This is a genomic window from Parapedobacter pyrenivorans, from assembly GCF_014636865.1.
GTDB lineage: Bacteria > Bacteroidota > Bacteroidia > Sphingobacteriales > Sphingobacteriaceae > Parapedobacter > Parapedobacter pyrenivorans.
The window spans coordinates 284,994-303,651 of sequence record NZ_BMER01000005.1 but is presented as its reverse complement, the minus strand read 5'-3'; the positions used below and the strand labels follow the sequence as shown (position 1 = coordinate 303,651).

The following is an 18,658-nucleotide window of genomic DNA, read 5'->3' as shown; positions in this document are numbered from 1 at the left end:
TTTTTATAATCGCCTGTCTATTACCTTTTTCTATAAAAAACCCAACTAACCAATGAGAAGTAAACCGTATTTCAAGAATTTTTGGATGTCCTTTATGCCGGGCTCCGCATTATCTCCGCGTTTCCCGTTTAGGATAGCGTTCACGACTTTCTTATTCTTTCTTTTTGCATGGCTGGTGTGGTCTGTTTCGCCAAAGCCGGATATTCCGGATAGCTGGTTTTATGGTATGGGGGCCTTGGCTTATGTAGGATTGGTATGGGCGAATGAAACGATTTACCGGTATGCAAAAATCTATCAGATGATCGATATGACGTGGTACCGCAAGCTCTGGCTCCAATCGGCTGTCCCGCTTTTAATTTCTGCGGTGTGCTACCATATGACGATCTTCCCGATGCTGCTGTCTTTTCAAGAACGACCGGATTCGCCTATCGAAATCGCCGCGAAGCATTGGGCATTCGTCCATTTTCCGGTAATGTTATTGTTTTCGGTAATGCTGCTCCTATTGGCTAAGGCTGTAAAACCGCTGGTGGCCGAAGAAAAAATTGACGAAATGCTATCGTCAATTCAAAAAGACATAGTGGAGTTGGAGCATTTCAGGAAGAAGTTTTCCGATGAGTCTTTTCTCAGCCGCTTCCGCGAGGCATTGCCGCTCATGTGGAAAGAGGGGATGGAAAAATATCTCGGGATAGCGCCCGATGCGTTCACACGGCCGATCCATCAAATCCCGGATCCCTACATCTTTCGCGTATTGCCGCCCTATGGTTACAAGGCGATGCTGGCACGCGTAAATTCATTGGTAAAGACAGGGCACATCACCATCCGTGATGTTCCTGATTTTGAAGACGGCACTTACCTGGAAATGGCGTACAAGTCTCGTAACGTCCGCTTTCGGCACCCGGAAGCCGTAGCGACAATTAATGAGATGATGGGCGAGCTATCCTTGTTGCTGATGCCGGATTATCAACTCCGCCATTGCAAATTGTTGAGCGAGCCTGAACATGCTTATCAATGGATGGCGTGCCTGCAGCCTGCCCAATGGCGAGAGCTGGAAGCGGAATACGGTTCGGAGAAAATGGACCTCTATTTCGGCCGGGTGGATCGAAACTATCAAGCGGGGAAACAACCGGATCAAAAGACGAAGGAGGCGGCTTTAGAACTTTTCAAAATGGACATCAAATTTAGCGACTCGTCGAAATAGTGGTGCTATTTGTTGTCTGCAAAAATGACGTTGGCGTTATCAATGGTATGCACAAAACCGGTTATTTTTGAGCAGGTGATGATCCTAGAAACCCACATACCCAGCCCGGCGCTGCAACCGTATATCAAGGCGTTTCACGTCATTGAGAGCCAGGGCTTGCCGCTCGAAAACCGTGTGCTGCCGGGCACCGCTATTTCGCTGGCCTTTCGCTTTGGCGGGCAGGTGGCCGATGGGCATGGCCTGCAACACACCGTGATCCCCGAAGCATCGCTGGCCGGGCTGCGCCAATCGGCCCGCCTCATTACCTACCGGCCGCACTCGGGTACCATCGTGGCATTGCTGAGGGAAGGGATGGCCCCTGCGTTTCTCCGCGAGCCGCTCTACGAGATGAAGGGCCTTACACTGGGTTTGGACAGCTTCTTTGCGCACTCCGAAATAGCACGGGTGCAGGAGCAGCTCTTCGGAGCGTGCAATCACCGCGTGCGGCTGGCCATCCTGGAGCGTTTCCTGCTGACAAAGCTACGGCCGCACGAGCCAGACCCCACGGCCTTACATGCCGTAGCGGCGATCCGCCAAGCGAAAGGCTGGCTACCCATGGCCGAACTGGCCAGCGGCATGTGCCTGAGCCAGGATGCATTTGAAAAGCGATTCCGCCGCGCGGTAGGCCTTTCGCCTAAGCCGTTTGCAGATATCGTGCGCCTCAATGCGCTCATCGATGCGAACCGGCCCGGCCGGTCTATCCAGCGCCTGGCACTGGAAGGCGGCTACTTTGACCAAGCGCATTTCAACCGGGCCTTCAAACGGTTCACCGGGTTGCCCCCTCGCCAATTCTTCAGCCAGTCCCGCCTTTGGTAATCAATGATTTTTTATACTGGAACCAAAAATCACGCTTGTCTGCGATTGAATTTATAACCGCACCGACAAACAAGTAACTTGATAAATTTGTATATTTGTTTAAATTAATCGGAAAAATTTGCAAATAATATAAATAGCAAAAAGGTTAGCTTGAAAAATTTGTACCAACCCAACAGTTATGGACAAGAATACTCCGCTTCACTTGCAGGAAATCATTTTTTCATCAAGCGAGCCGCATATCAGCAGAAAAATAACCGCATTGGTAAAAGAGGGCAGGCTAAGAAAGCTCGCCCCTAAGGTCTATTCACCCAACCTCGAAGAAGATCCGGCCATACTGATCCAAAGGAACAGGTTCAAAATCATTGGGCGACTGTATCCTGGCATCTTGCTGAGCCATCGCTCTGCATTGGAGTTTAAGCCTACAACTGCTGACCATCTGTTTCTAACGTATACGTACGACCGCAAAGTAAAATTGCCGGGTTTGACACTGAATATCCTCAAGGGCTCCCGGCCAATACCAGGCGATTACCTCCTTACTGACGGGCTGTATGTTGCTGGACAGGAACGTGCTTTGTTAGAAAACCTGCAGGAATCCCGAAAGGTTGGTGGGGAATCTAAAACGCTGACCCTTCCCGAAATCGAGGAAAAATTGGATCAAATTGTAAGGGTAAAGGGTGAAGAAAGCCTGAATGAACTGCGTGACCGGGCTAAGGAAATCAGCGGCGCGCTCGGTATGGAAAAAGAATATGATAAGCTGAATAGGCTAATCGGCGCAATCTTATCCACCAAACCAGCTGATATACTTAAATCGCCGGTCACAATTGCGCGAGTATTCGGACATCCTTACGATCCGCAGCGGTTGGCTCTCTTCGAGAAACTATTCGTGGAATTGCAGCAGCGCGAATTTACAGAGATAAGCGATGCAAACAAAACGCCTAAAGCCTTCCGAAACTTTGCTTTTTTTGAGGCATATTTTTCCAATTTCATCGAGGGAACACGTTTTGACGTCCAAGAAGCCCTACAAATTCTTGAGACCGGACAGCCGCTTCCGGCAAGGGACGAGGATTCGCACGATGTGCTGGGTACCTATCAGATCGTTGGAAACCGCAAGGAGATGGGCGTAACGCCTGACAATGCGGCGCAACTCATACAGATTCTCTTGTACCGGCACCGGATTCTACTTGCAGCGCGGCCGTCTAAAAAACCAGGGGAGTTTAAAGACAAAAACAACCGTGCGGGTGACACCGAATTTGTTGATCATGCATTGGTGAGAGGAACTTTAATTCAGGGATTTGACTTTTACCATGCCCTTAGACACTCGTTTGCCAAAGCAGCCTACATGATGTTTTTGATCAGTGAGGTGCACCCATTTTTGGATGGCAATGGAAGACTGGCAAGGGTCATGATGAATGCTGAGCTCGTTAGCGCCGGACAGACGAAGATCATCATCCCCACAGTTTTCCGTGAGGACTATCTGGGCGCACTTCGACAACTGACCCGCAGGCAGGAGCCAGACACCTTTATCCGGATGCTACTGCGCGCACAGCAGTTTAGTGCAACGATTACAGGTGAAAGTATCGGTGTTATGCAACAGGTCCTCGAAGCAAGCAATGCATTCAGGGAAGGGGAGGAACACATACTGCGTATTGTCCCCTACCGTCAAAACCAGCACCAACCGCATTCTTCAGCTAATCCCGATTCTGGTAATCAATGATTTTTTACAAGAATTGTGATTGCACAGAAGTGCGTGAAGGGTCGCAGTAAGGGTTACTCAATTTGTGGTTTTCATTTACTATGATTAAGTTTGTGATATGACAATGGAAACTTTGGTCAGTTTAAATGAAAAAGGTAGTGGTGCCGTAAAACAGCTCCGCAAACAACGTTTGATTAGTGGCCTGCCTTTCATGATTAACGTGCGGGAATTGGCGGGGATAAAATGTTTTTTGGAATATCCCGATGGCAGTATTATTGAAGTTGAAAGATCGGCCTCCGGATCAGACTTCGAAACAATTCGTACGTTGACCCCCATTGAAGCCTCCGCACTGCGGGATCGCTATCAATTGCGTTAACCAGCTCTTGTTAAATGCCTAAACTTTTTATCCTTACCGGATCAAACGGTGCTGGAAAATCGACAGTCGGCCCCATTTATTTCCCTCAAGAAGCCGGAATGTTCTTTGATGGTGATAAACTATACCTTAAGAAGCGCTCAGCGCTTTGGAAAACAGGCCTCAGGGTGCAAAAAGAACTTGCAAAACAAGCTTCTGAGTTTGTCGAACAGACGTTTAATGACCTCGTGTCAAATGCTACCTCACAAGGTGACCATTTTGCTTATGAAGGGCATTTTTCGAATGACGAAAGTTGGGAAGTGCCTTTAAAATTTAAAACCCTTGGTTATGAGATTCACATGGTGTTTTTTGGTGTTGAAAGTCCCGAATTATCGGCAGACCGGGTTTTAATAAGAGCTAAAGAGGGAGGACATTTTGTGGATTCATTGACGCTACGAACAAATTATTACGGAAATTTACGTCAGCTAAACCGCCGTTTCAGTTGTTTGACTCACTGAGAATCATCGATACGTCTGAGGCAGAACACCTGGTACTTATAATAATGGAAAATGGGCTCATTAAGGAATTTTCGCCATTAACTGAAATGCCTTCCTGGATCGAAGAATATTTACCGGATATTTACTCCATGTGTGCATCGACGAAACGTGGTAATCAATGATTTTTTACAAGGATGGCAAGCTACTCCCGCCGACCTTTGTAGAAAAACAACGATAACATGATGACTGCAATTTTAATGGCGATCGCAGCCGTGGTGCCAAGCCAGGCAAAGGCAACAACCGATCTGAAAAAGTTTGTGGTGGTGGTACGTGTGCCGGAAACCTATGATACCGAACTGGCTAAAAAGGTTGGCCCAAAGTGGGACAAGACCATCGAATACTGGAAAGCCCAAGGGGTATATGTAGAGAGTTTTGCCTTCCCCCAACCGGGCTATATCATCTCCGGCAGGGATAAGCACGCGGAGCCGGGGATGATTACCTGGGGCGGGCAGAAGGTAGTGAGCATCGTGGTGCTGCAGGCAGAGAATATGACGGAAGCTACGGAATTGGCCAAACGGTGCCCCGTGCTGGATTACGGGGGTTCTGTAGAGGTGCGTGAGCGGCCGCAGTAGCAAGATCAATCAATAAAGAATAAATCCATGTTTACTTCGCTATCAATCAATTGTTGTCTATAGGGGTTGTCTACAACACCATATGTCGTAACAAGCGTGAGTTGCGTGTTTTTTCGGGTCTGAGTATATTGTTTGAATGCTAATATTTTCTGTTGCAATATAGCGGCATATGACTTAGTGATTGCGAAAGGTTGTTCGCTAAATTTCATTTCGCAGAGATTGATGGTCTGGTCTGCGCGGTCAATTAATAGGTCTATCTGCGCGCCGGCGTTAATGCTGCTGCCCGAAGTGTACCATGACGATTGAGTAGTAACGATACCGGATATACCGAGCGCCCGTTTTATTTGTTTGATGTGCCGGATACAGCAGTTTTCGAATGCATATCCGCACCAAGATCGATAGGCCGGTGTCTGGCTTCTCGCTATCCACTGTCCTTGCTCGGCAACGGTTTTATGTTCAATGAATCGGAGGTAGAAATAGGAATATTCATCAGCAAGCCGGAAAAGGGTGTCCTTTAGCTTTTTTCCAAATGGATGCAACCTGATGATGAATCCACTCTCTTCGAGTTCATCCAGTGCAGAAGTGACTCCGCCCCCGGTATCAAGGCCGGAGATTTCAAGAAGTTGCGCTCGGGTAAGCCCCATAGGCCGGCTGGCGAGCGCACGAATGAGGGCAATGTGTGTGGTGGCGTTGTTAAAAAGAGCTTGATAAAGGTTATTAAACTCGTGGTATAGTACCCCGTCTTTTTGAAAACAGTTCTGTTCGATGACCTGTTGTACACTCAAACCGCGTTGTACGGCATTGAGGTAGTGAGGGATGCCTCCAATGGTCATGTAAAGTTGTAATAACTGATATCGATTAAAATGGATATTTTTTGCCCTTAAATAGGCTTCGGTTTCATGCAACGAAAAAGGCATTAACCGTATACGCTGCGTGATGCGGTTGTGGAGTCCGCCTTTGTTATTAACCACTTTCCTGATCATCCATGATGCGGCAGAACCACAGATGACCACCAGTAGGTCTCTACGTTGAGATGCATATACATTCCAAAAATAGCCAAAAGCCGAGAGAAAACCTGATCGATGCGTATCTAACCAGGGGAGCTCGTCAAAGAACAGTACTTTTTTGTCGGGCCCCTGTAATCCATCGAGACATTTGCGGAGAAGTGAAAAGGCTTCTTGCCAATTTTTTGGCAAGTGAAGCGCTTCGTTGGGGAAGTGGGCTTCTAGTTGCTCTTTAAAATTGTAAAGTTGCACCTGCAAGTTGCCTTCTAATTGTCCGCTGCAATAAAACCTTAGATTTTGTGCATAGTAATGGGTAATCAAAAAGGTCTTTCCCACGCGGCGCCTGCCATATATCGCAAGTAGGTCTGCCCGATCGCTTTTCAATAAGCGTGTCAGTATTTCTTGTTCCTCAACCCTACCGATAATCATTTTTCTATCCATATCCGCTGGCTTATTACTTGCCAAATGTATGCTTTTCTTAGGACATTTGGCAAGCAATAACATTATATATTGCCAAATGTATGTTCTATGCGGTGGTTTTGGCGGCGGAATTTATGTATGCTGCCGATAGCCCCCCGGCGGCACCCCATACCGCGCCTTAAACGCCTTATTGAAATGCCCATACGTCCAGCACACATACCGCGCTACCTGCGCCGGGGTTTCGCCCGCTAGGAGCATACGGCGCGCTTGCTCCAACTTGCTGCAACGGATGTACCCGCCGATGGCCTGGCCTACGTGCGTACGGAAAATCACCTTGGCATAGGCGTAGGATACCCCAAACCGCCGCGCCACCTTGGCGGCATCGACATTGTCGCCATCGGCCACCTGATCATCAATATACGCACGCATACGCGTAGCTAGTACGAAGCCGACCCGCCCTGTGGCAGCCTGCACATGCAATTTCTCGCAGGCTGCTAACAACAGCGTGATCACGAGCGTCTGAATAGCAATGTAACGCCGCAGGTAGCTACTGCCAGGATGGTGCATAAATCGCCGGATGGCATCCGTTGCCGCGCCGGCCGTGGAAAGGCTGGCGCTCACCGCCGGTGTACCGAGCTTGGCCCGCAGGGCTTCCACGGGCGCAATGTTTTCCTCCAGCTCGTGGCTGGCCTCGCGGAATAGCACGCTATCCTTGGCTACGAAGTAAAAAATATGGTGCCTACCTGCCGCAAAGTGACAGCTGTAGGCGGCCGCGGGGAGGTAGCTGAGCCGGTAGTGCCCGGCATCGGTGCGCAGCACAGCGGTCTGCTCATCGGCACCGGTAATATGGAGGCTCCCCGCCAATACGTAAAATCCGTACAAATCGTGCCTGGGGCAATGGATAGGTATGGTGGCATCGCTGCTGGCCTCCACCTCGATGCTGCAAGCATATACGTCGGGCAGGTCGTACCCCTGCTCCAGCACGCTCCATCCGTGCGCTGCCCAATACCGCACCTCCGCACCCGGCAACGGGTAGGCGCTGCGCGCCACGGCCGCGCGTATGGCGGTTTCGTCGCGTACGCGGGCATCGGGCCTGGCGATGTGGATGGATAGCCGCATGCTTCGAAACTAGCCAACCGATCTCCGCATAGCAAAGACCTTGTGATGAACGGCATGTATTTGTGATAACCGGTAGCTGTTGCAGGTTATCACAAATTTGCGCCGTTCGTATACCGATATCCGGCTATGTATCCCTACCCTTTCCATATGTGTTTTCGGCTCCTTATCCTTGCATCGTGATCACACAAATACCCTGCGGCCGCAGGTACGGGGAAGGTGCCTGAAGCCCCGGTAAACACCAAAGCGGGTAATGGTTTAATAGTTGGATTATCACGAAATGAAAACGATGAATTTCGATAGCAAAGCCCAGTCTTGTGCAGGTACGATCATGGAAAACCCAATGCCTTTGCAGGCCCTGTTTGGTTTGCTGAGCGCTGACGAGGAAGATGAGCCTAAAGTGCCGAAGTGCGGGTTTACCCCGCTGTAATGCACGGAATGGTGATACGGGGGCGGCCGATGCTGCCCCCGTTTTTTTAACGCGACCACAACACAATGATAACACCATAAACCCGAAAAACCATGTTAAACATACTTACAGACCGGACAAAACGGATTGATGCCTACCTGCAACACGATCTGAAAAACACCAACCAACGCATGCAGCGGGAGTTTGCCTACTTTAGCGCAAACGTGTATAGCCTATTGCCGCATATACCCCAGCGTGATTACCTGAGTTTATTTAACCAATTGCAGGCCAACAGGATGCTGAGCGACCTGGACATTGAGCAGGCTTGCGCCATGCAGGTACACGGATGGGATGCTAGCTATGCCAGCGCCCTGCAGAAGCGCCCGGGCATTATCTGCACCTTCCATACGGGGTCATACCGTTTCCTGAACTTGCTGCTTGCCCATGCCGGCACACCCCTCAGCCTGGTCGTGGCCGGCGACGTGCTGAAGCAGGAAAAAGAGACCTTCGAAAACCGCTTTGAGCCTGCAGCGCAGCATATCGGCATCAAGCCCGACATCGATTTTATCAATGCCTCGCTTCCTAGCTCGCTGATAAGCATGGCGCGGGCCGCTAAACAGGGGCGCTGTTTGCTGGTGTACTTGGATGGCAACACGGGCTCGGGCGATGCGGAAAATACGGGTAATTTACTGACGCTGCCGTTTTGTGCCGGGCAACTGCGCGTACGGAAAGGCACAGCCGTATTGGCTTACCGGTTGGGATTGCCCTTGTATCCCATCATCTGCACACGCAAGGCCACAGGCATCACTGCCGGGCGCAGCAACCACCTGTTGTACAGGCAACTTGCTCCGCTACTACCATTGCAGGGAGAAGATGAAGCGGCGTATGCCGCACGTGCAACAGCAACGCTATACGCCATGCTGGCGGAAGTGGCAGGCCTCCGCCCATATGAATGGGAGGGATGGTTGAATGTGCATGCCAGCTAGGGTAATTGTGATATTTATTGTAATTTAAACGCTCATTTTTACCGATTCATAACAAACCATACCTAATGGAAAAGAAAAAAACACCTTTGCATTTGCCTGTTGGATTGCAGGTTGCCTTTGGCGCCTTGTTTATCGTGTTGACGTATATCGTTAATCGTTTCTTGCATGATAATACCGATTTCACACATTCACTGGCGGTGGGTGGATCCCAGATCGCGGCGTTTTATGGGTACTGTTACCTCATCCGGATTTCTTTTGACCGGGGCAGACGGCGGTATGCCGGCAAAATAGCATTGCTATTCTCCTTGGTGCTCCCCTTGGCGGCACCGGTGTTGGTGTATGTACTCTTTCCGCTACTGGGCATTGAACTCCAGTACGCCCACGCCGAATTTGACGTAAAAGAATTCTCGGCTAAGGTGCTTATAGGGCTAAAGACCGTATGGATTGGCGCGGGCTTATACTATGTATTTTATCGAAAAGAAATGATGGGCAAGCGGGTTATTGCATTGGAACACCAAACTGCCCTGCGCGAAAAGGAATTGGTTGAAACAAAGAATGATCAGCTGCTGAATGCAGGCCAGTCGCACTATGCCAAGCACGTGATGACCGATGTAGCTACCCGTGCCACACTGGCGGGCGATACGTACACGGCTGACCAGGTAACGCATATCGGCAAAACGTTTGACTATATAGCGGGTGTGGTGCAGCAGCGTGTACCATTGGTAGACATCCATAGGGCACTCGGCTATTTCGACCAGGTGGTTACCTCTATCCGACTGCGGAGGGGCAACGATGAGCGGATTATCCGCATAACAGCGGAGGGTGAGCCGACCATGCAGACCATCGGGCCATTGACACTCACTACGATCCTTGAAAACAGCGACACCCATGGATTGGTAGATCTAACGCATCCAATAAACGTAAGCTTTGTTTTCAACAGGGGAATGATGGCTTTTTCTTGCGCCAATGCCAAGCGCATAGGTGGCAAGAAGGTGGAAAGCACGGGCAAGGGCCTTGAGCTCGTGAAGCAAGAGCTTGCCTTGCTGGATAGGCATGATGTAAAGCTGGAAATCCGGGAAGAGGAGCACACATACACCGTCTATTTAACCATAATATATAATTAATGGAGCCAATCATCTACTACGTTATCATGGAAGACGACACCAAAATCCATGAACTGTTATTATTGTATTTCAAGGAATTGCCGAATTTTGAATGCAAAGGTTGTTTTACTTCCGCAACGGAAACCCGCGATTTCCTGCTTGAAAATCCGGTACACTTGCTAATCGCCGACATCCAACTGCCCGATATGAATGGGATGGAAATGATAGAATCCCTGCCAAAAAAACCGCTTGTTGTGTTTATGACGGGACACAATTCTAAAAAGACGGCAACAAAGAGTCATGAGTTTGATGCCATCCATTACCTGACCAAGCCGTTTTCGTTTGGCGATTTTAAAGAGGCGATGAAACGGACCGTAGACCGGATGAACGGCAAACCGAAAACGGATCATTCGCTTACCGAACACATCACGTTTGGAACAGGGGCTATAAAAGAGCGGGTATTGCCAATTGAGATCAGGTTTATAGAGGTACGTGGCAACGAAACAACGATTCATCTGGGAAATGACGACAAGGTCTCTTTCCGCCAAACGCTGAAAGAAGTTTCGGACATGCTTCCTAAAACCTACTTCCTGCAGGTGCATAAAAGTTATATCATTTCGTTATGGCAATTGCGCCGGCTTGGGCCGGACTTCGTGACGTTCTTTGGTACGGATGCGGTTGTACCGGTGAGCAGGGCCCATCGCGCCGAATTGCGTGCGCGCTTCCGGGATGACTCCCAGGGTACAGGCCAGTAAGCTAGTCGTGTAGGGCGCGCAGTATCCGGCGCTCCTGCAAGAAATCCACCAGCTTGCGGAAATGATCAGGCCCGAGGTACCGGTCTTTTGAAGCTTCATAAGCCCCTAGTTGGCAAACCTCCCGCAGGGTATGGAATCCGCATGCCTGGCAGCATGCTTGGAATTTTCTACCCAGCTCGGGGATATCAGCGATGGGAACCTTCAGGATGTCTGTGGGGAGTGGTACGATCATGGCTATGAAACAGCTGCGGGCAACCAAACTCCCGCAACCGAACCGCTGCTAAACGGTCTACGCAAAGAACCTGGCGCCCGCATGACCGGGCGTCCAGCAGATTCTTCTTCGCGTAGTTTAAAATTTAGCAGTATTTCGGTTACGAGAAAAATAGCTGTCGCTATTAGTGATATGTCTATTTAATCTTCTATCTAATCAACTATGTGTTTTTTAACGTAAATCAATTAAAACCTTAATTCGTCGCTAAGATACGAAATTATCCGCTTTAGGCTCCAATACCTACTTATGAAGAAAAAAAGACTCGTCATCCTGCCCCATGATGTGAGCATCATCACGGGCAAAAGCATCCGGCAGGCGCAGCGCCTGCTCAAAGACATCCATTTCGTGCTGGGCAAACTGCCGCACCAGCCGGTATCGATACCCGAATTTGCGGATTATATGGGATTGGAGGTGGAAGAGGTGGAGCGGGTGGTATACTAAAGTTATAATCATGATTATAACTTTAGCTAATATTCCCACAAACTATAATCATACTGGCTTTTCAAGGTTATATGACACGGAATTGCACTGCAACAAAAAACCGCCCCCGCAAATCGGGGGCGGTTGGATTACCGGCGGCGCGGCCTGCGCAACCGGTGGAGCACGAGGCTCACCACGAAACTGACCGTGGCACCCACGGCGGCAAGGATGGCCGTCTTCAGCAGTTCATTGGTGCCGATGTGGGGCAGGGCGCTCAGCAATGTACCGGCAGCCGTGCCCAGCCGGAGGTCATGGCGCATCAGCGGCCTCCGCACCGTCGCCTTGCGCAGCGGTTGCACCAAGCGGCTCGCCAGGCTGCGGCTCGAAGCTTTGCCAGATGCCCAAAGCCACGCTCAACACCTTGGCGGCGGTGACAACCTGCATCGGTAGCTTCACCGGCGAGGCCACGATCAGCTGGCTGGCCAGCTGCAGCCCCCGCCGCAGCGATACCCACCACGGTGTGGCGGGTGGCCCATTCAACGCCTGGGCGGGCGTGGCATCCGCCGCTCCCCGAGGGGCGGATGCCGGTTTGCTGTTTTCCATCGTTAATTGGAATCACGCCTCATTAACCACCGACGCCTCCACAATCACCAGCCACACGTCCTCCCCTGCTTCCAATACGGGATACACGAGATCTTTGAGCCGCTCCAACGCCACACGGCTGTAGCTTCCTACGCCCGGCGCGGTGCACGAGGTGACGGGCGCGATACATCCCTGCAATTGAGTAAGCGCATCGTTTGCCGGATGGATGAGGATACCCTCGCGCCCCGGCACATGGGCCACAGCCAACTGCTCACCCCAGCGGGGATGCCTGCGCTTCACTAAGCGGTAGCGCCCCTCCGGTATGCAGCTGATGAACCGGCGGTTATCCCGCCAGGGCAGCTCAATACATGCACATACCGCATGGTGCTGATGCGCGATCTCGCCATTGGTTCCGTCAGGGTGATACTGGCGCTTCAAATAGAGCTCCATCATGCCACATCAATCCGGAAGACATCGATGGGATTGTACGCCCCATTGTTGAGCGGATACGGCTTGCCGTTTACCTCCTGGTAAAAGGAAATGCCGAACAGCACGAACAGCGGGAGCGTGCTCGCCGGAGGGACCGCCGCCGTGAGACTGGTGCCCGCAAACGGCTCTGAATTCAGCACGCTGGTCTCGCTTTCAGCTAGGACAATGGCCGATCCATTGCCTTCCCCTTCGGTGTCGAAATCGATGACTGCCGCACCGAAATTAAATTGGAAGTGCGTGGCTCCCTGGGGTGCCGCGATGGTAAGCGCAGGTACCAGCGAGGGAATGTCCAGCGTCACGGTGCCCGCATCGCGGTCTACCGTGCATTGTGGCCTCACGAAGAGCGTGTTGGTCAGCGACGCCACCACGTTGAAACCGAACTGCCCGAGCAGCCCCAGGTTATCGGGCAATACACGACGCTCACCGCGGTCGCTCACCGCATCGGCCTTCACCACGCGCATCACCCGGCTGAAGAGCCGAGCGGGCATCTTGGGGTCATACGTGAGCAGGATCATCGGCCGCAAGGTGTCGCGCAGGCGCTTGGCTGCTGCAGCGCCCGTAGCGAATTCGGCATTGTTCTCCCGCGTGCGCTGGTAGTTGGGCTCCGTGGCGATGCGCCGGGGGTCTACCCCCTTGGCTTGCCGTGCCTGGTACCCGTCTTTGGTTTCGTAAAAGGTCAGATCCCCGATCTTTCCTTTTAATTTAATGATACTTTCCTGTTGTGCCATAAATGAGATCATTTAAACAACAGCACAAAGGTCGGCAGCTGTGCAGGGAGCTTTGTCGCGGATGTCGCGAAATGACGCAAATGTCGTTGGATGACGCTTTTGTCTCCCCATTGCCCGGCTATGCATGAGCCCACCTTCCCCTATCCCATATCCGTGCGTTATCCCTGCGATACCCCACCGTATCCCGGCAAAAAGGCCAAAAGACGGCACTTCAAGGGGAAACCATCGGGAAGGTATCGGTAAAGAAGGGGGAATGGGCCAACCATAGGTGATTGGCATTTTGCGGGAAGATGTATAAAGCGGATTAGGCAGGTTTTACTAAATCATATCGATGAAATCCGTTGGGGAAACCACCGGTAACGGTGGAAGTGCCGCTTTTTGGAAAGCTCGATCTTGACTGATGACATGCGTCATCCCATGATGTAACGCGGTGAAGTACAGTAAGGCATCTTCAATATCCTTCATCGACGAATGCAGTGCGGTGAGTACAACCTCATGCGGGGTATCAACTGTACGGACAAATGCCAGCAGTGTAGCCATAATCTCCTTTGCTTTTTCGGTCCCGTAAGCCTTTGCAATCCAGTAGGAACAGATCTGTACCACGGTGGGCGAAACGAAGCCCGCAACCTTGCCATCCTCTGCCCAAGAAACGATGGTTTTACCCTGCTCATACCCTTCCCGTTGCAGAATAAAATCGAGGATGATGTTGACATCCAAAAACACCTTAAAAGCCATACTTGTTGGCATTTTTCTCGAAGTATTGCTTTTCCAGATCGCCGTCAACACGCAAGTCGGGTTTAGGAAGCTCCTCCACGATGTCAGCGATACGTTTAGTTTTCGGCTGCTGAACAAAGCTCTTGAAGTAGCTTTCTACCAGTTCCGAAACACTGCTTTTCCTAGACGCTGCGTAGCTTTTTACTTTTTCTAATAGGCTTTCGTCTATCGTTAAATTTAATCTTGCCTTCATACGTCGCTTTGTTTGTATTACAAATATACGCATAAAAAATAAATATGCGCACGTCGCCCTGTTTTTTCTATAAAAAAACCGCACACCTGCCTATACGCCTTGGTATTCTTTCGGGGTCTTCCCATACTGCTTTACAAAACAACGCGTAAAATAAGATGGGCTGTTGAAACCAACCAAGTAACAGATTTCGTTGATACGGTACTCGCCCGTCTCGAGGTGTTCGGCAGCCTTGCGCAGACGCACAACCCGGATCAATTCGTTGGGAGGGGTCTCCGAAAGTGAGCTGAGCTTTGCGTATAGTCCAGACCGGCTTATTGCAAGTTGTTTAGCGATATGGTCTACAGAAAAATCCGGATCGGATAGGTTGTCTAGGATGATGGATTCGATCCGATCCAGGAATTCTCGATCACGATCGTGCGTAGCGATGCTGGAAAGCCGACCGGGATCGGGCTGTGAAAACATCTTGCGTAAGTAATCGCGCTTTCGGAGAATCGTGCCGATCTGTGCCGCAAGCAGACTAAGCGATATCGGTTTCTCCAAATAGGCATCAGCGCCGTTGCCAATCCCATCGATTTTTGACTGTACATTCGTATCGGCCGTTAACATGATGATAGGAAGGTGGCTGATACTGAAATCCCGCCGGATATATTCGCACAAGGTAATTCCATCCATCTCTGGCATGGCAATGTCCGTGATGATCAGGTCTACCGGTTGGGCGGCTAGGATACGTAACGCTTCAACGCCATTGCTGGCCAACAGCACGTTATAATCGGCCTGCACAAACTTGCCCAAGTAAGCTGATAGTTCAACATGGTCTTCAACCATCAATACGGTATGCCGATCGTCACGCGGAGCATCGGGCACGAAAGCTGGCGGCATAAGATGCCCCGATCGGTTATCATCGGCTCCGAAACGCGCTGCATCGCGTACAAATAACGCTGCCGCCGATTCATTGGGCTCGCCATAAGGGATTTCCAAACCAAACCGTGTGCCTCCCCCGTCCAGGTTCGTTACGCTAATTTTGGCATCAATGACGGCAACCAGTTTGGCTACCAACGAAAGACCGACGCCAAACCCCTTCAGGGAGTGGCTATCCGGAGCCGCCCTGGTAAAAAACGGCTCAAAAATGCGGGGGAGGTCTTCTTCGGCAATGCCGGGGCCGTTGTCTTCCACGAGCAAGGTAAAGCCGTTATCGGACGGTGATAGCCTCACCGTGATGAGATCTTTGGCAAATTTAATAGCGTTGGAAAGCAGGTTGGCAACAATCTTGTGCACGATGTCCCGGTCTATATAACCCAACAGGGCCTCGGGTTGATGCACCTCATAGCGGAGCGTAATGCCATTGCTGTGGCAAAAAGGCTTGAACTGCGACACACCATCCTCGATAAAACCACTGATAACGGTATGCTCACTATAGATACGCGTGTGCCCATGGTCAACGTTCCGCAGATCGAGTACCTGATTAATCAGACTGATAAGCCGATTGCTGTTCTTTCGAATGATATCCAAATCCGCTGCAAACCGTTGGGGCAGATCCCCGGACCGCAGGATGACCTCAATCGGCGCCGCAATCAGTGTAGCCGGGGTACGAATTTCGTGGGCGATATGCGTAAAGAAAGTCATTTTCGATTCGGCGATCTGCTGCTCGTTCTCCATTTTGAGTTTGTCTAATCGCGCACGTTGCTTTTTGCGCGATTGGCTGGCCGCGAAGTATACCGAAAATGCCACCGCTCCAATCAAACAGATTAAGTACAGGAAACGCATGGCTGGCGAAAGCCACCAACGGGGTAAGACAACGATAGCTATCGTCGTCGGGTCTTCGTGCCAAACCCCAAAACTGCTCATTGCAGCAACTTTAAACACATAGTTACCTGCGGGTACATTGGTATAGGTGACGTTGTTCTGCGCCGTTTCGATGAAATCCTCATCGAAACCTTCCAGTTTGTAACGAAAGCGCGATTTACCATGCGTCGCATAGTCCATAGACGAAAATGCAATATTAAAAACGGTTTCGGTGTGGTTTAACTGCATGGTTTCCAACAATGGCGGATGAACAACGCCCGCTTTTTTGCTATGTACGGTGAAATCCGTGATGCGTACCGTTGGAGTAGCCGATTGGGGCGGAATGTCTTTAGGTTCGAAAAAGTTGAACCCTTGATTTCCGCCAACGAAAATCGTTCCTGAGCGGCTATGCAATCCGGCGCCATGATTGAATTGGTCCGATAGCAGTCCGTCATCGCGATTAAAAAGCTGAAGGGTATGATCATTGGTTTGGTACCTGAATAACCCGATCCCCGTGGTGAGCCAAAGTTGCCGGCCTGGAGAAGACGTCATGTACTGAATGGTGGTGGTATGGAGAATGTCAGCATGCACGGGTGCTACCGTAATGGTATTCGAAGCGAGGTCGAGGTGGTAAAGCCCCCGTCTATTGGTACCGATCCAAAGATCATCTTGCTGCACATGGATCGTGCTGACCCTGCCCAGGATCCCAGTTCGTTGTAACAAGGTGTCGAAATTTACGAGTTGCCCCGAGCCGGGGTCCAGGCTAGACAACCCATGTGACTCAGATGTGAACCAGATATGGCCTTTGTCGTCTTCCATCAGTTTTTCGATGCCCCACACGCCGGATGCCTGCTCGTGCTTGACAAATCGATCCGACGGTTTGTCCAATCGGAACAGCCCATCGGGCGAGCCCGCCCAGACGTTGTGCTGGCGATCCAAAAAAATGGCGTAAACACTTTGGATCTCGGGGTAGTGATGTACCCGTCCCTGCCTGGTGTGATACCGGTAAACGCCACGCTGATACGTTCCTACCCATAGGGTATCGCCGCTTCCGCTGAGTGCATGCACATTGAGGGGCTCGTTGGCTCCGCCAATGGGTACGCGATGTAACAGCCGCGTTTGCCGGTCAAAACGCTGCAAGCCACCGTCATCGGTACCTATCCAGATGGTGCCCCGGTGGTCTTCATACAACCGGCTTACCACTTGGCCATAGTCGGTTGTATCCAACCGTGGGTGTTCACGCGTTTGGAAATAGCTTTTATTCGGGCTCAGGTAGTTCACACCGCCGAAGTACGTGCCAATCCAGATGCCATGATCGCGGTCTTTGAATAAGGGATACACAAACCGGTTGTTTAACGCACCCGTCTGGCCAGGCAGCTTATTGGACGTGATGGTGCGGCTGCTACCGCTCTTCTTATCCACAATGGTAAGTCCTTCATCAGAACCCACCATCAGCTGGTCATCCGTATACTCGATGATGGCGTGTATACGTTCAATCGGACGCCCTTCATGCGTAATCCGATACTGTTTTACCTGACCGGTTTCCCGGTTAAAGCAGAAAATGCCCTGCGACCAGTCTCCCATCCATAAATCGCCATCCTGCGCAAAAATACCACAGGCGATATTCATCTGATATGCCTTCGAGTCGTAGGCCGAAATACGTTGGAATAGGTCTTCGGCAGGCTCGTATTGAAAGAGATCTCCCTGAAAAGTCAGCGCGAGTACGGTCGCTTCGCCGGTGCGGAATAGCTTGCTGACATTTTCGGGCGAAGCATAGTGTTTTACTTCGCCAGAAAGGTGGTTGTAGCGGTATATACCCGCACTTGCCGACCCAATCCAAGCCTCATGATCACGACCTGCTATGCTGGTTATAACGCCTAAGGCCTCGTCGTTGAGCGCCGCTACGCCGGCAAAACGGGCCGATGAGTAATCATATACGTATACCCGGCCTGAGGAACCCACCCACAGGTAATCGGTGCCAAGAGCCGAAATAGCGGTGACTTGAGCGGTCGTACCTTCCTGTTCATCAAGCGAAAGGTAATTCTTGAAACTGTACGAATCGAACCGGCTCAGGCCTTCCGAACCGCCAAACCATAGGAACCCCCGATCGTCTTGTGCAATGTTGAAAACCGTATTCGTCACCAGCCCGTCTTCGGTGGTATAATACTTAAACTGGGGAAGATATAATGGTAGGGAACCGGTTTGTGTGCGCCCAACTACACCAAGGCAGATCAACACCAGTAACAGAATAGTCCTAATCATAAAAAGGTTACGCTTCCAAATGAGCTAGTCCACAAAAGTATTAATATTCGAAGACGTAACTGAAAAAAAACGCCTGAAGGCGCCCCATATTTAAGCACTGATATTCAGTCATTTGTAAAGAAGTGCTATTTAATTGG

At 50.7% G+C, this 18,658-nt stretch carries 21 protein-coding genes; 11 read left to right on the top strand and 10 right to left on the bottom strand.

Translation table 11 applies throughout. The features are described from left to right. Positions 1 to 52: 52 nt before the first annotated feature. The 6 genes from IEV98_RS20355 (at position 53) to IEV98_RS20325 (ending at position 5,227) form a co-directional block, all read left to right on the top strand. Positions 53 to 1,198, top strand: coding sequence for a hypothetical protein (locus IEV98_RS20355; protein ID WP_188507874.1), 1,146 nt, complete (start codon positions 53 to 55; stop codon positions 1,196 to 1,198). A 24-nt stretch (positions 1,199 to 1,222) separates the two neighbouring features. Then, a complete protein-coding gene (locus IEV98_RS24660; protein ID WP_307726872.1) occupies positions 1,223 to 2,053 on the top strand; it encodes a helix-turn-helix domain-containing protein in 831 nt (276 codons plus the stop codon). A gap of 178 nt (positions 2,054 to 2,231) precedes the next feature. Continuing rightward, on the top strand, positions 2,232 to 3,767 hold the full coding sequence (locus tag IEV98_RS20340; protein ID WP_188507871.1) for a Fic family protein: 1,536 nt from the start codon (positions 2,232 to 2,234) through the stop codon (positions 3,765 to 3,767). 97 nt (positions 3,768 to 3,864) lie between these two features. Further along, positions 3,865 to 4,122, top strand: coding sequence for a hypothetical protein (locus IEV98_RS20335; RefSeq protein ID WP_188507870.1), 258 nt, complete (start codon positions 3,865 to 3,867; stop codon positions 4,120 to 4,122). Positions 4,123 to 4,136: 14 nt separating this feature from the next. Next, positions 4,137 to 4,616, top strand: a complete 480-nt coding sequence (locus tag IEV98_RS20330) for a zeta toxin family protein (protein WP_188507869.1) — start codon at positions 4,137 to 4,139, stop codon at positions 4,614 to 4,616. Between the two features lie 218 nt (positions 4,617 to 4,834). Next, positions 4,835 to 5,227: a YciI family protein gene (locus tag IEV98_RS20325; RefSeq protein ID WP_188507868.1), complete on the top strand. Its 393-nt coding sequence runs from the start codon at positions 4,835 to 4,837 to the stop codon at positions 5,225 to 5,227. 5 nt (positions 5,228 to 5,232) lie between these two features. Here IEV98_RS20325 and IEV98_RS20320 read toward each other — a convergent pair whose 3' ends face one another. After that, positions 5,233 to 6,672 carry an AAA family ATPase gene (locus IEV98_RS20320; protein ID WP_188507867.1) on the bottom strand — a complete coding sequence of 480 codons (1,440 nt, stop codon included), beginning with the start codon at positions 6,670 to 6,672 and terminating at the stop codon, positions 5,233 to 5,235. 111 nt (positions 6,673 to 6,783) lie between these two features. Beyond that, positions 6,784 to 7,770, bottom strand: coding sequence for an AraC family transcriptional regulator (locus tag IEV98_RS20315; protein WP_188507866.1), 987 nt, complete (start codon positions 7,768 to 7,770; stop codon positions 6,784 to 6,786). A gap of 286 nt (positions 7,771 to 8,056) precedes the next feature. Here IEV98_RS20315 and IEV98_RS20310 point away from each other — a divergent pair, with 286 nt between their 5' ends. From IEV98_RS20310 to IEV98_RS20295, 4 genes are all read left to right on the top strand, one after another. Continuing rightward, positions 8,057 to 8,197: a hypothetical protein gene (locus tag IEV98_RS20310; protein WP_188507865.1), complete on the top strand. Its 141-nt coding sequence runs from the start codon at positions 8,057 to 8,059 to the stop codon at positions 8,195 to 8,197. Positions 8,198 to 8,289: 92 nt separating this feature from the next. Further along, the gene (locus tag IEV98_RS20305) at positions 8,290 to 9,162 is read left to right on the top strand and encodes a lysophospholipid acyltransferase family protein (RefSeq protein WP_188507864.1); all 873 of its coding nucleotides are present in this window, start codon (positions 8,290 to 8,292) and stop codon (positions 9,160 to 9,162) included. A gap of 65 nt (positions 9,163 to 9,227) precedes the next feature. Continuing rightward, a complete protein-coding gene (locus tag IEV98_RS20300) occupies positions 9,228 to 10,286 on the top strand; it encodes a LytS family sensor histidine kinase (RefSeq protein ID WP_188507863.1) in 1,059 nt (352 codons plus the stop codon). Then, positions 10,286 to 11,020 carry a LytR/AlgR family response regulator transcription factor gene (locus tag IEV98_RS20295; RefSeq protein ID WP_188507862.1) on the top strand — a complete coding sequence of 245 codons (735 nt, stop codon included), beginning with the start codon at positions 10,286 to 10,288 and terminating at the stop codon, positions 11,018 to 11,020. Before IEV98_RS20300 ends, IEV98_RS20295 begins: the two co-directional genes overlap by 1 nt. A gap of 1 nt (position 11,021) precedes the next feature. On the opposite strand, the gene IEV98_RS20290 is transcribed toward IEV98_RS20295, so the two are convergent. After that, the gene (locus IEV98_RS20290) at positions 11,022 to 11,252 is read right to left on the bottom strand and encodes a hypothetical protein (RefSeq protein ID WP_188507861.1); all 231 of its coding nucleotides are present in this window, start codon (positions 11,250 to 11,252) and stop codon (positions 11,022 to 11,024) included. A 285-nt stretch (positions 11,253 to 11,537) separates the two neighbouring features. On the opposite strand from IEV98_RS20290, the gene IEV98_RS20285 reads away from it, so the two are divergent. After that, the gene (locus IEV98_RS20285) at positions 11,538 to 11,732 is read left to right on the top strand and encodes a hypothetical protein (protein ID WP_188507860.1); all 195 of its coding nucleotides are present in this window, start codon (positions 11,538 to 11,540) and stop codon (positions 11,730 to 11,732) included. A gap of 298 nt (positions 11,733 to 12,030) precedes the next feature. Here IEV98_RS20285 and IEV98_RS20280 read toward each other — a convergent pair whose 3' ends face one another. The 7 genes from IEV98_RS20280 to IEV98_RS20250 form a co-directional block, all read right to left on the bottom strand. Continuing rightward, on the bottom strand, positions 12,031 to 12,330 hold the full coding sequence (locus tag IEV98_RS20280) for a hypothetical protein (RefSeq protein WP_188507859.1): 300 nt from the start codon (positions 12,328 to 12,330) through the stop codon (positions 12,031 to 12,033). Continuing rightward, on the bottom strand, positions 12,327 to 12,746 hold the full coding sequence (locus IEV98_RS20275; protein ID WP_229738878.1) for a DUF5675 family protein: 420 nt from the start codon (positions 12,744 to 12,746) through the stop codon (positions 12,327 to 12,329). Before IEV98_RS20275 ends, IEV98_RS20280 begins: the two co-directional genes overlap by 4 nt. Beyond that, positions 12,743 to 13,522 (bottom strand): hypothetical protein, encoded by a 780-nt coding sequence (locus tag IEV98_RS20270; RefSeq protein WP_188507858.1) that lies wholly within the window; start codon positions 13,520 to 13,522, stop codon positions 12,743 to 12,745. The genes IEV98_RS20275 and IEV98_RS20270 overlap by 4 nt, the downstream gene beginning before the upstream one ends. After that, positions 13,523 to 13,789, bottom strand: a complete 267-nt coding sequence (locus IEV98_RS20265) for a hypothetical protein (RefSeq protein ID WP_188507857.1) — start codon at positions 13,787 to 13,789, stop codon at positions 13,523 to 13,525. Between the two features lie 39 nt (positions 13,790 to 13,828). Further along, positions 13,829 to 14,245 carry a type II toxin-antitoxin system VapC family toxin gene (locus IEV98_RS20260; RefSeq protein ID WP_188507856.1) on the bottom strand — a complete coding sequence of 139 codons (417 nt, stop codon included), beginning with the start codon at positions 14,243 to 14,245 and terminating at the stop codon, positions 13,829 to 13,831. Further along, positions 14,235 to 14,477: a DUF6364 family protein gene (locus IEV98_RS20255; protein ID WP_188507855.1), complete on the bottom strand. Its 243-nt coding sequence runs from the start codon at positions 14,475 to 14,477 to the stop codon at positions 14,235 to 14,237. The genes IEV98_RS20260 and IEV98_RS20255 overlap by 11 nt, the downstream gene beginning before the upstream one ends. A gap of 90 nt (positions 14,478 to 14,567) precedes the next feature. Beyond that, positions 14,568 to 18,521 carry an ATP-binding protein gene (locus IEV98_RS20250; protein WP_188507854.1) on the bottom strand — a complete coding sequence of 1,318 codons (3,954 nt, stop codon included), beginning with the start codon at positions 18,519 to 18,521 and terminating at the stop codon, positions 14,568 to 14,570. Between the last annotated feature and the right edge of the window lie 137 nt (positions 18,522 to 18,658).